12 protein-coding genes are annotated in these 13,402 nt (G+C 34.0%); 1 reads left to right on the top strand and 11 read right to left on the bottom strand.

Annotation, left to right across the window (positions count from 1 at the left end; translation table 11 throughout):
• Nucleotides 1-151: 151 nt before the first annotated feature.
• From nadA to corA, 9 genes are all read right to left on the bottom strand, one after another.
• On the bottom strand, nt 152-1,180 hold the full coding sequence (gene nadA / locus HYY69_05885) for a quinolinate synthase NadA (protein MBI3032979.1): 1,029 nt from the start codon (nt 1,178-1,180) through the stop codon (nt 152-154).
• A gap of 128 nt (nt 1,181-1,308) precedes the next feature.
• Nucleotides 1,309-1,587 (bottom strand): hypothetical protein, encoded by a 279-nt coding sequence (locus HYY69_05880; GenBank protein MBI3032978.1) that lies wholly within the window; start codon nt 1,585-1,587, stop codon nt 1,309-1,311.
• On the bottom strand, nt 1,580-2,497 hold the full coding sequence (locus HYY69_05875) for a nucleotidyltransferase domain-containing protein (GenBank protein MBI3032977.1): 918 nt from the start codon (nt 2,495-2,497) through the stop codon (nt 1,580-1,582). Before HYY69_05875 ends, HYY69_05880 begins: the two co-directional genes overlap by 8 nt.
• A 55-nt stretch (nt 2,498-2,552) precedes the next feature.
• Nucleotides 2,553-4,898, bottom strand: a complete 2,346-nt coding sequence (locus HYY69_05870; protein MBI3032976.1) for a hypothetical protein — start codon at nt 4,896-4,898, stop codon at nt 2,553-2,555.
• 199 nt (nt 4,899-5,097) lie between these two features.
• Nucleotides 5,098-5,811 carry a DUF2238 domain-containing protein gene (locus HYY69_05865; protein ID MBI3032975.1) on the bottom strand — a complete coding sequence of 238 codons (714 nt, stop codon included), beginning with the start codon at nt 5,809-5,811 and terminating at the stop codon, nt 5,098-5,100.
• Between the two features lie 348 nt (nt 5,812-6,159).
• Nucleotides 6,160-7,257: a GTP-binding protein gene (locus tag HYY69_05860; GenBank protein ID MBI3032974.1), complete on the bottom strand. Its 1,098-nt coding sequence runs from the start codon at nt 7,255-7,257 to the stop codon at nt 6,160-6,162.
• A 200-nt stretch (nt 7,258-7,457) separates the two neighbouring features.
• Entirely contained in the window at nt 7,458-8,051 is a 594-nt protein-coding gene (locus tag HYY69_05855; protein MBI3032973.1) for a hypothetical protein, read from the bottom strand.
• A gap of 42 nt (nt 8,052-8,093) precedes the next feature.
• On the bottom strand, nt 8,094-8,882 hold the full coding sequence (locus HYY69_05850) for a hypothetical protein (protein MBI3032972.1): 789 nt from the start codon (nt 8,880-8,882) through the stop codon (nt 8,094-8,096).
• Between the two features lie 56 nt (nt 8,883-8,938).
• Complete coding sequence (gene corA / locus HYY69_05845; protein MBI3032971.1) at nt 8,939-9,889, bottom strand: magnesium/cobalt transporter CorA; 951 nt, start codon at nt 9,887-9,889, stop codon at nt 8,939-8,941.
• 139 nt (nt 9,890-10,028) lie between these two features.
• Between corA and HYY69_05840 the strand changes: the two genes are divergently transcribed.
• Entirely contained in the window at nt 10,029-11,189 is a 1,161-nt protein-coding gene (locus HYY69_05840) for a DUF1704 domain-containing protein (protein MBI3032970.1), read from the top strand.
• Nucleotides 11,190-11,351: 162 nt separating this feature from the next.
• On the opposite strand, the gene HYY69_05835 is transcribed toward HYY69_05840, so the two are convergent.
• Nucleotides 11,352-12,386 (bottom strand): type II secretion system F family protein, encoded by a 1,035-nt coding sequence (locus tag HYY69_05835; protein MBI3032969.1) that lies wholly within the window; start codon nt 12,384-12,386, stop codon nt 11,352-11,354.
• A gap of 190 nt (nt 12,387-12,576) precedes the next feature.
• Nucleotides 12,577-13,395, bottom strand: a complete 819-nt coding sequence (locus tag HYY69_05830; protein MBI3032968.1) for a type II secretion system F family protein — start codon at nt 13,393-13,395, stop codon at nt 12,577-12,579.
• Nucleotides 13,396-13,402: the final 7 nt, after the last annotated feature.

Below are 13,402 nucleotides of genomic sequence, written 5' to 3'. Positions count from 1 at the left end.
GTGGTTCACCAAACTCCTTTGAAACTAGGCTACTTATATTTCTAACCAAACTCGGGAGAAACCCCTCGTAACGCTCTCGATGAAGAAAAACGATTGAATTTTGACCTGAGGATGCTAAGCGCATTGGAGGATTTCTACGCAACCTAGTAGTTTAACTCAACGCCAGCATTCTATCCAATGCTTTCTTTGCTTGTTCTGCAATTAGTGTTGGAACCGTAATCTCATGGATTTCCTGCTCCAAGGCAATCAAGACATTTTCCAGATGAATTGTTTTCATATGAGGACAAATGGTGCAAGGAGTGGTGAAATGCTTGCTTGGATGCTGCACTTGGAGCATTTCACCCATACCGCATTCTGTTACGATCATAAATTTATCAGCAGGTGAGTTTTTGATGTATGAAATCATGTCTGAAGTGCCTCCAGCGACATCAACTTTTGCAATAACTTCAGGAGAACATTCCGTATGAGCCAAAACTTTGCCTTCAGGATAGAGCTGGCGATATTGATCAATCTGCCAGGGCTTGAATTGTTCATGAACAATACATTTGCCATTCCATGAAATAATTTCTTTATTTGTTTGCTTTGCCAGATTTTTTGCCATGTATTCATCAGGCAAGAAGATTATTTTTTTGTCGGGTAATTTTTTGATAATGTTAAGCGCGTTTGCTGACGTGCAAACAATATCTGATGCTGCTTTTACCTGGGCAGAAGTATTAACATACGTCACCACAGGCGCATCTGGGTGCTGTTTTTTTAAGTTAATAACATCATCTGCAGTTATTGAAGAAGCTAACGAGCAACCTGCTTCTAAATCCGGTAGAAGAACCTTTTTATCAGGATTGAGGATTTTTGCTGTTTCTGCCATGAAATGTACACCGCAAAATACAATAATATCTGCGCTGGTTCCAGCTGCTTTCTTTGCTAAAGCCAAAGAATCACCATTGACATCGCCAACACCAAAAATAATTTCTGCACGCTGATAATTATGGGTAAGAATAATGGCGTTTTTTTGCTTTTTAAGCTTGTTAATACACAAGGTTAATGGCGCATATAATGCACAGTCCTCTTTGGTTCTGCCTACTGGAGCTAAGAGTTTGTGGAGTCTTTCAATTTCTTCATGAAGTTCATTATACCTACTTTCTTGTTCTGACTCTTGTGGTGATAATGCTGATGTTGCCATAGAAGTATGGTATGTTTTGTTGTTTTTAAAGGTGATTATTTGTTCACTAATTTCTGTGCTGATTCAACTACTTGTTTTACTTGTTCTAAAGAACTTTGTAGATTCTCTTTTGTCAGTTTGACTAATCTCTATTTCTTCCCATAATCTGCTTGCACTCGTAGATCATAAGAAAGGTCATAGATTTTCTTATATTCTTTGTTTATTTCTGATAATGATGTTGCAATTTTCATCCTGCTGATTGAAGTAGAGCCAAATCTTACTTTCAATAAAACATATACTGAATTTTCACAAGCGATGAAATTTCTGTTTGCAGCTGTTAACATATCACCTTCTCGTAGATTTCTTTCTGCTGCTTCCAATGCAATAACTGACCTCTTAAAATCATCTTCAATTTCTTGTTCAACCATAACCTTCACCCATTATTATTTTTTCTGCCAATAACTCAAAAATAAAGTCTTCAAATCCATCAATTTTCTTACCTATCGGCAACTTTTCTATCTTTTCTAATTTTCTTCCTTCAGCTATCTTTTTTATTGCCTGTTCAGCATCTCTTTTACTAACATATTTAATATTTTTCTCTGAAAGAATAAAATAAGTTATTTGTTCTTTAGTAATTTTAATAATTTCTTTACTCGTATTTTCATCTTTTTGAAGATAATTTCTTCTTGCAGCTCTTATTCTATCAATAAAGAAAAGAATCCTTTCAAAATCATTAATCTGTTGATATTTTGAGAACAGCATTTGTAAATTATCTAATCCTAATAGGATAATTCCTCTGAACAATGTATTTTTTATAAAAGGATCTACCTTTATCTTATCCTCTATTTCTTCTAAATAATTATACTCATGAAGATTAAACCGAACCCCGAATAATTCTTCTACTTTTGTTCTTTCTTGATGTATGTTCTCAAAATGATCGCTGACTATAAGGAGATCAATATCACTTTCTTCTGTGGCTGTATCTGCTATTTGCGAACCAAAAAGAATACATACCTCACAATATTGTCTTACCTTTTCTTTTAACAGTAAAATTGCTGCAAGTGTTCTTTCATTTAATTTCAACAATTTCTGTTGATCTAAGATATTTTTTATTAAAAAAAATGTTTTATTGCTGAGATTCAGAGAGATTAACTTTGCGTTACCAACTCTTTGCTCTTTGAGAATATTTGCCTTAACTAGTTCATTAACAACTAGATTTGCAGATCCCTTGCCTGTTTTTGCTTTTTTAATTAACTCAATTTCTTTATATTGCTTGAGAGGTTCAGCTATTAATATCCTTAATAATTTCAAAGCAGTTTTATTCCCTAACAATTCCATAATGGAGAGAATGTTTTATTCATTTATAAAGATTTCCCTGAAAATAGGGAATTCTTTACTTCTTGATGCATGCACCGTCTTGGCAAATATAATTTGAAGGACATTTAAATAAAATAAAACGATCTGTTGGTTCAATTATGACTTTTTTAGAAGAACAGGTGAATTCAAAGATAGTGCTATAATCATTACGATTACCATAGTTTGTACTGTACCCGCAGGTATCTGTATAATAATCATTTGGTTCTTTTTGTCCTTTAATATAACCAGTTGTTTTTACGAAGATAGAATTATCTAGGATATAAGGATCCTGTGATTTAGTATTATCTGGATCAGTACAAAGGGTAGCAAGGGTAGCATTTGGAAAATTCTTCATGAGTATTGGAGTAATCGGAACAAAGGTAAGAGGACATTGTATATTTTGCAGTTCTTTTGGATACGTACCAAGGTCTTTGAAGAAGATTGATTTCTTTTTTGTATCGATGACTAAGGTGAATTTTATTCCTTGATATTCGAATGTTGTTTCTTTAGCATCATCAAATGAGAATTTTTTAATATCAAGTCCTTTTGCAGCCGGCTTTTTGTTGTCATTAAACGTAATCTGAAGAGTTTTAGCGTATCCGTTAACAGAATTAATAAAAGCTTTGTATAAATCAGTGTAAGTGCCTTTAGAGATAATAAATGAATCTCCATTGCAATTATAGCTATTATTGCACGTATCACCTTCTAAATAATAAACTTTATTCATATTGCCTTTTTCATCTTTGCTATAACAGAATAATTCAGTTTTTAACTGACATTTTCCGTTATCACATATTTCATTTGAATTACAATCAATCATTTCAGTATCATCTGTATTAAGTGTTTTGCAAGATCTTTCTTCAACACCAGTGTTTAAAAGATAAAATCCTGGATTATTTTTATTATCACAATAATCATGGTCTGCACCATATATTTTGGGACCATTTTTAGGATTAACTTCTACTTCACCTCTAGTATGAATATCTTTTCCACCGTCGCTATCAGTGCAAATCATTTCTTCGTTGCATGCACCATTGGTACAACCGTTTTTACATTCAATATAAGCTCCAATAAATTTTTCTTCTTTATTACAATAATGTTCAAGGACATATATTTTTTCAGGTGATATTTCTTCACTTACTAATTCAGGTGACGTTTCAAGTATTTCTTTGCCTGTTAAACATTTGTCTTCTCCTTCGAGAAGGTAATTCCAATCTTTACTAAAACCTTTAGTTGATCCTTTTTTAAAAGAATCTGATCCACCATCAGTATCTTGACAAATTACTTTCTGACAAGCTCCATCAAAACACCACTCTCCATCAGGGCATTTAATAAAATCTCCATAAGAAAGATAATCTTCTGGATTGCAAAATAGTTCTACAACATGCGAGCCTAATTCAGATTCTGGTGTATCTTTTCCGTCATTACAAGTATCTTTAACTGTTAAAGGACCAGCATACATATTTCCTGATTGGATCCCGGAGGTAAAACCTTGATTATGAATATCTTTTTCATCACTATCCATACACCATGCTTTTTCACATGCTCCATTCTTACATTTACAATGTACTTGTTCTTTGTTCAAGCTATTATCTTTACACGTTCTCTCAAAAAGTATAGTACTTTCATCAACACTCTTTCCTTGTTCATCAACACAAGAATCATAGATCTGAAGACCATCATCATTAACATCGTTCACTTTAATATCTTTAACAATAACATGGTCTTTAACTAAAGGAGTGAATCCAAAAGGATCATCACAAGATTCACTAACACAAACATCACAAACACCACCACAATCAACTTGTTCTTCATCTTGATTTTGAATGCCATCTTCACATGATGGTTGTTGGCAAGCTCCATTATTACATACACCTTCACAAGGTTTAGGAATTGCTTGTGTTACAAAATAATTCTGAATATTCTGATCATTACAAAAAGATTGTATATTACCTTCTTCATCCTTACATTGATCCTTACATGTTTGCTCAATAACATACCATTTATCTTCATATTTTTTACAACCATCATCACTAGAGACGCAATATTGTTTACCCCCTAATTTTTGCTTGCGTAGATACACTGCTCCAGAAACATCTGGATTATCACCATCGGTATCATAACATCCTAGACTTAAACATTGTTTTAGATTAAATTCCTCTTCAGGCAAAATTTCAGAAGATCTTTTTTCACGGCTAGTTCGAACAGAATATTTTTCCTTTCCATCAGCTGGAGCTGCACCAAAATCGGCATACCTGTATACCTTACCAGCAACATCTGCTGAATCATGCTGTACATACTTCCCAAGATAAACTAAACTAATAATAAGAATAATTATTATACTATAAAGAATAACATCTCTTTTTAATTTTGATTTATTCATGGACAAATCATTTATATTCTCCAAGCTTTAAATAGTTTTCTTGTTTTTGGCTCTGTGGAAAATGTAGTTTTTGGCATCTTCTGGTGAGGCTCTTCAAGTTGATAGGTGGGGATTTTTCGGAGTGCCAGAGAGAAAAATCCAATCCATAATTACATTAAAAGCCGAACTGATGCCAAAACCGAGGCTATGCCGAGATTTTCTACAGAGCCTTGTTTTTCTTCTTGCCTTTCTCTGCTATCATTTGCTGCAATCTAACTTCACCAAGGGGTAGCTTTCCCTTAACTGAAAAACTCTCCTTGATTTCTGCACTGAATTGCTTGTTGTACTTTAAGTTAACAAGAGAAGTAATAACCATACTCAATGCTGCTCCAGTTCCTGCCAATGCCATATCTTTAATAGCATCAAATTCATCTCTTTGCGTACCAAGAAATGCATTTCCTGCTTCTGGCGCGACAATCACTGCTGTCAACCATTCAATAATTTCATATAATGCAGAGAAAGCAAGTGTTACATCAAACGGCAGATAATACGCCCAAAAACCACGCGCTGTTGCAATCCGCATAAAAAGTTCTCTAATGGGATATGCAAGCAGTAATCCGAAAGAGAAGTGAACTACCCTATCATAATGATTTCTGCTAAAACCTAAAACTGTCCAATCTAAGGGAACTAATGCATAGGTATAATGTGCCCCAATACTATGCAAGCTCATGAAGATAAAAATAAGGGTGTATGAGATATTAGATAAGCGAAGGTGATTATAGGTTAAGATTAAGATTGGCACAAAGATAAATACGAGAAGATTTTCAAGAAACCAATCAAAACGATAGGTAGGATTTATGGCTAATATTAACCAGAGAATTAAGAAGATTCCTAAAAGGATTTTAGGATAATGTTTTTTGAAATCAATGTTCATGTTTTAATTAAGTAGAATGACTATTTATAGTTAATGATTTTACTTTGGCATCGGTTCAGCTTTTCAAGAGTATTTCGATTGGATTTTTCTCTCTGGAACCTCGAAAAATCCTTGAATATTTAACCAAAGAGCTTCACAAAATGGGGTTCTGTCCTGAATCTCGGCATAGCCTCGGTTTTGGTGCCGTGATTATCCCGTTTGTGTGTAACAAGGGAAAAAATTCCCACTGGAACTTCCTTTTTTCCCACCTATTAATTTGAAGGATAATCACCAGCATGGCACCAAAAACTTCATTCAGGACAGAACTAAGAATCTAGGCGCTAAAACCCCAGACTTATTACGTACCACTTACTTCAAATGTATCTCAACGATATCTTTGTCTTTCAACAAATGCGCTAATTTATTTAATCGCTGCCCTGAAAACTTGACTGAGTTTCCCCAGATTTTTGCGTATTTAAACTTAGTAACAAAATCTTTATGCAGCGTATGGCACATGGTTTCAATAGTTGCGTTTTTTCTTAAAATTAATGGAATGTTCAAGTCTGCTTTTTTACCAATTTCTTTGCAGTAAACTCGAACAAAGCCAAGCTTGCTGTAAATCAAATCTTTCAACTCACCGAGGTTTACTTTCTGATCAGCAGAAATACAAATATCTGGTTTATGTTTTCGTTTTATTCTTTCAAGATCTTCTTTAGAAATCATATCAATCTTATTTAACACCGTAATTGCATCAGTATAAACCTTATTTCCCTGAATAACATCAATCAACTGCTCAGCAGTAATATCTTCCCTGATAACAATATCGCAATTATTTATTCTGAATTCCTTTAAAATTTTTTCAATAGTTTCATCATCAATCTTTGTTAACCTCACGGTTTTTCCAATGTTTATTCCACCTCGAGGTGTTTTCTTCAATACTACATTTGGACTTCTTTGATTTAACCTGAGATGCGCATCATAAACCTCTTTTAAAAGAACATCAATAACATCCGGCCTGAAAACATCTATCAACATCAATACCAAATCAGCATTGTGCAATACTGATAAAACTTCTCTTCCTCGTCCTGTGCCTGCTGCAGCCCCTCTAACAATTCCCGGCATATCCAAAATTTGAATTTTTGCGTCTTTATACAATAAAGTCCCTGGAATGACATCCAAGGTTGTAAATTCGTAGGCGCCAACAGGCGAATTGGTTCCTGTTAATGCGTTTAATAATGTAGATTTACCTGCAGAAGGAAAACCAAGGAGAATAACAGTTGCGTCACCGCTTTTTCTTACTGAATATCCTTTGCCACCGCCGCCTTTACTTGAACGCGCATCCTCTTTTTCTTTCAGCTGCGCAATTTTCGCCTTGACTAAACCTATATGATGCTGCGTAGCTTTGTTGTATTGGGTTTTTTTGATTTCAGCTTCAAGATCCTTAATTTTACTGCTATATTCAGCCATAAACCTTAAGGAATTGGAGACGTTTATAAGATTTACTCTTTGTGATACGTAATAAGTCTTCCATGGTTTTAGCGCCGGTTCAGCTTTTGATGTGATTATTGATTGGATTTTTCTCTCTGGAACTCCGAAAAATCCCCAAGGAAATTTAAGAAGAGCTTCACAAAAGTAGGCGCTAAAACCTCAGACTTATTACGTACTATTTATTCCTCTTTTCCTGAGAAATCAAATTCAATTCTGCCAACAAAAAGCTGGTTTCGCGCGTCATTATTTAAGCTTGTACTCCTATCAGAATAATAAAATATGTTTCTTCGAATAGGCAAATCACCTTGCTGCAATCCCAAGATTTTGTAGAGTTCTGTTATAATATCTTCTTCACGAAGCTTATATTTTTCATGCATAATAATATCTAAATCAATAAACTCTGAATCTCTTAACAAAATAAAATTATAATTTGCGTCCTTCTCAATGCTAAAACGCCATTTTTCAACCGTATAATCCCTAAATTCTCTTATGAAGTCTACTGCTATTTTTTTGCTGGTCTGCAACTTTAAATACTCAATTTCTCTTTTTGATTTTACTTTCATTTTTTGCAACTGCTGCATTAATTTTGACAATTCTTCCTTTGTTTTACAATGATATTCTTCAGTAAAACTTATATCTTTGCCATTGTAGTGAGTAACAAAAATATTCCATTCTTTATTCTCTCTCATTCTCGCTTCTATACGAACAATCATCTGCTTTGTTTTTCGCTCAAAGCTGATCAAATCGTTTGACTCAATTAATTTTTCCCACATGATTTTCCTATTAAGCAGAACTTCTATTTAAATCTTCTTTTACTATTCGATTTTAATGATAGAAAAAATCTTATCGAGTTCTGCTTTTTTATCTTCAATTGAAATATTATATCGCTCGAATCCTAAGCTTCCATTATCTTTTTCTATGAGATTCTCAAAACCAATAACAACACAAATACGAAGAGGAGTGTTTTTTCTTAAAGTTTTTATTGTTTTTATTAGGTGATAAGCAAGTTCAAGAAATTCCGGCCTTACACAAACAGATTTGCAATTATAGGTTATTGCATCCTTTATGGTTGTTTGTATTTCTTCTTCTGTTGCCTGGGAATCGAGATTAGTGTGATCAAATAAAGAGGCAAATGCTTCTAGAGAAAGTTTATTCTGCTTCAGTTCATGTTCATCTGCATTTTCAAGAATAGCAACAGTATTGCTCGTGCCAATTCTTGCAGCACCAAGATTAATATATGTGATGGCATCTTTAAATGAGGCAATACCTCCTGATGCTTTTATCTGCACTCCATCATACAACACTGGCTTTATCAGCTTAAGATCTTCTTCTGAAACACCCCTTGTACCATAACCTGTAGAAGTCTTAACAAAATCTGCGCCTATATGGCAGCACCATTGGCTAAGCTCTTTTATTTGCTCTGAAGTAAGATAGCAGGTTTCGATAATTACCTTAGTAATAATTCTACGGCAGTCATTCTGGAAACTTCGGACGTAATTCGTAAGCTCGAGAATTTCATTTTTGACATATTCAATATTATTATTTTCTAATAATTCATACAAATTAATGACAAAATCTATTTCAATATCATTATTTTCTTCCATAGATGCGAGAAAACGGTGATTATTTATAAAATTTAATATAACAATATTAAAACAGATTAAAACTTCAACCAATCTTTTTTCTTGAAATACCACGCCATGAAGAAAACTGCAAAAAACATTAATGATAATGCATACTGGTAACCATGTTTCCAGTGCAATTCAGGCATATATTCGAAATTCATACCATATATCCCTGAAATTAAAGTTGGAACAAAAACCAGCGATGCAATAACAGTAAACGATTTCATAACCTTGTTAAGATCATTGGAAACTGTCGATAAATGCACATTGAGAATCTCTTTTAATCTGTCACGGTTAATTTCTTCAATATCTTCAAGCTGTTTAGCATCTTGATAAAGGTCTGAATAAAGCTCTTTCTCCTTAGAGGTTAAATTAAAAGCCAGCCCTAAACGTAATGATTTAATAACTTCAGCGTTGCTTTTAATAGCTTTTCTAAAATAGATCAGTGTTTTTTTGAAAGCAAAGGTCTCTTCCATGTAATTTTTCTCCACTTTGTTAAGAACATCACGCTCAATAACATCAACCTGCATATCAATTTTATCAAGAGTTTCATCAAAAGATAATATTACCTTCGAGGTTATATGATAGATAACATAAGGAATAGTTCGATTAAGGAGATCTTTTTTAGGGTGCGCTTTGATACTATCAATTACCCGGTTGTCTTCTAGTCGCAAGGTAACAATATATTTATCTTTGATAAAAATACCTAAAGGTGTTGTTTCAATTGATTTATTAACAAATAAAGGCGCTTTTAATATAACCATAACAAAATCTGATGCTGCCTCTACCCTTGGACGTTCGCCTTCATCAAGGCAAACCATCAAATCATGCGTAGAAACTCCAATAAGATTCGAAAGCGCTTCTAATTCTTCTTTTGTTGGAGCTTCGCAATCAACCCAGATAATATTCTTCTTCTTAGTTTTAGCTACTTCAACCAAAGATATTGTTTGAAATTGATCTTTAAGATGAGTATATGCTTCCAACATAGCACTTTTAAGTTGCATAGTAGTATATAAAAGTTATTTTTGACACTATGAAATAACAATATTACTTTTGCCGAGCCGATTATTTCGGCAGATTTATAAACAAACAGTACGAGAAAATAATGCAATCTAGGTGTGTTTCATGACCAATGTTGATCTTAAAAAAGTTGATTGCCAGCTGGATGAAATAAACAAAAAAATAAGCTTTTATGCGGTTAATCCTATCAACGCTGATGAAGAAAAAAAGAAATTCTTTGCTTCTCAAAATTATAATCCTCAATTTACCTATGCTCCGTATCGAGAAAATTTGGGGGAGTTAAAAACAATACTTGCAAATATACAAACTGACGAATCTACCATCGGAACTCTACTAGGCTATATTCGCCAACTTTTTGTTTTGGAAATAGAAATGCTTGAACAACGCGGTAAACTTGCATTCACTGAAAAATGCTTGAAATTATGGCAAGCACCAGACAAAAAAATTGTGGGAAGAGCAAAACAAATCCTTCAAGCAATTCCTCGAAAAAGAAGAAATGACGGGAAAAAAGTACTGACGACAAAAAAAGTCATCAATGCACTTCAAGTAGCTCTTCTTAAGTATGGGTTGAGAGGCTGGACAGTTCGAGAAAAAAACATGATTGCTTGCGCTGCAGTAAAAGTGGGAGAAAAAGAGGTCCTTATCAAAAAAAATGAAAAATTTTCTCAAAAATTTCTTAAAAGACTTGTAGTTCATGAGATTGGCACCCATGTGATTAGAGCAGAAAATGGCGAAAAACAACCTTATACTCTGTTTAAACGCGGTTTGCCAGGTTATCTTATGACTGAAGAAGGCTTAGCAGTCGTTAATGAAGAACACCATGGATGTTTAGATCCGTTTACCTTAAAAATATATGCTGGTCGCGTTGTTGCTATTGATAAAGCATTGCAGGATTCTTTTAGAAATACGTATAACCATCTCAGAAAATATTTTACTCCCGATGTTGCCTGGCGATTAACTATCCGTGCAAAACGCGGCATTGCCGATACTTCTCAGCCTGGTGGTTGTACAAAAGATGTTGTTTATTACCAAGGGTATCTTGCTCTTAAAAAATTTGTTGCAGAAGGAGGAGATATTAACCAATTATATTATGGCAAAATTGGCATCAAAGATATTGAATATGTACAGAATATCAACGGCATTGTCCATCCACGATATTTACCTACCCTGCGATATTTAAAATTCTTTACCGATAGTTTTGTGGAACAATTTAATACCATGGTCAGTGTTATTTATCCTTTTAATTTGTTACATGGTAAAAAATAGTACCTATTAAGTCTTCTATGGTTTTAGCGCCAGTTCAGCTTGAACATATTATTTCGACTGGATTTTTCTCTCTGGAACTCCGAAAAATCCCCAAAGTAAATTTAAGAAGAGCTTCACAAAAGCAGGCGCTAAAACCCCAGACTTAATAGGTACAAAAAATAGCTATATTTTAATAAAATTCCCAAAGACAAATCCAAAGACTGCCATAAAAATAGTATACATCACTTGCGATGAAATTAAAAAAATAGGGATGTATTTAACACCAGCTTTGACATTTCCCTTTTCTAATATTGCAACAATCATTGACGAAAAGAAAGCAATGATAGCAACTGCCCATCTTGAGAAATTAATGAAAAGCTGAGGATCAAGTTTCTTACCTGAGGCGCTGCCTAAAAATGATGAGAATCCTGAAGCTCCAGCTGTTGAACTTGATAGCATGCTCGTAACACCTTGAATTACACTCAAAAGATTGAATGAAAGGGCAAATAATAATGGCGCAATGAATATAACAATAGCTGCAATAAAAATCATATATGAGATGACAGCTGCATTCATTTCATCTTTTAATGCCTTTGTTTTCTTTAAACTATGCACAATATCATCCATAATATCGGCGATTTTTCCTCCGCTTGCAATCTCACCGACAATCAAATCAACCGTTCTTTTTAACATAGGAGAATCATATTTGCTCGCGAAATCCTGCAATGCCTCGTCAACATCATTTCCCGTCATTACTTTCTTTGCCGCAAGCGCAATCTCATGAGCTAAAACACCAAACCGCGGCTTAATCGAAAGCCATAATGCATTTTCAAACGACAAACCACCTTTTAAGTTTGAAGAAACTGTTGCGAGAAAATCAGGGAGAACTTCTTCCATTTTTCTTGTTCGGTTAAAAATTCTAATATCAATATAAAAATAAACAAACAACGTGAAAAAACCTACCAGTGCCAGCGGAAGAATAAGCCAGATAAGAAATGCATAGACAAATACCATATGAAGAGCCTGCGTTTTAATCGGCTCCCAAAAATATCTGAAGTAAAGGATAATAGTCAATAAATAAGAAATGTAGAAAAGAATGCCAAAGAAATTGTAAGGATCATGATAAATTCCTGCCTTGAATAAATATCTGTGAAGATAAGGCCGCGCTTTTCTTGGAACAAATGCTTTTCCAAATTCATCAGTAAAAAAAAGCTTCATGGATTCACCACTACCTTTAGAGAACTTTGCAAAATACTCGCAAGGCTCGGGTTACTGCCAGTTCGCATTGAGATATATGTTTGACAAAACAATTTTCTCTCTGGAACCTCGAAAATTGCCCGATAAGTATTTCGAAAATGCTCACGTAATAGGCAGTAACCATAATTTTGCAAAGTTCTCTTTATCAATATCATATATTCACCGATAATCTTGTTGTTTTAAATATTGATACAAAAATAAATTGAATAAAAACAAGGAATCCCAATACTACGCCGAATAAACGCGGAGCTGTATCGGGAGTTAAGAAATTTACCAACGTGCCAATAACAATAAATATTGTCATCCCCAACGAAGGAACAACAACTGCGAGCAACATATAAAATAAAGCAAGAGAATTTAATTTTTTACCATACGCTTGAATGTCAGACATTTGCTCATTGGTAATTTCTTCCAGCGTATCAGATAATGACCTGCTTACATCAACGCCTACTTTAACGGCATTTCCTATTTGAAACATTATTTTTCTGAATTTAACTGACGGAGAATATTTTACTGCATTATCAATAGCTTTTTCAATCGGTGTTCCAAGATTAATTTCATCAACTATTTCTTTGAAATATTGTTTAGCAACACCATAACTCTTAGAGGCATCCAACAGCGCGTTTAATAAAGGAACACCGGAGTTTAATTTTACCAGTAAATATCTTCCCGCGAAAAGCACTTCCCGGTCAAGATCACGCTGGCGTTTTAATATCCTTTGTTTTGGCACCAGCAGAAAAAAATGGAAGAAACCAATACATAAAATAATAAAGGTCGGCAGAAGAAAGATAAGATTTACCTTAAATGTTTGAAACATAAAAAAGAAGAATATCGTCATACCCATACCAAAGGTTGCTGCTCCTTTAAGGGACTTTTTAATGTAGATATCTGGTCGATCTTTCATATATGCCATACGAAGATCTGTTTTTACCTTAGGATAAAAATGCAAGATCGTATGAACAATATCCATGGAAACA

It is taken from the genome of Candidatus Woesearchaeota archaeon, from assembly GCA_016192995.1.
GTDB lineage: Archaea > Nanobdellota > Nanobdellia > Woesearchaeales > DSVV01 > JACPTB01.
This window is presented reverse-complemented; position numbering and strand designations above follow the sequence as displayed.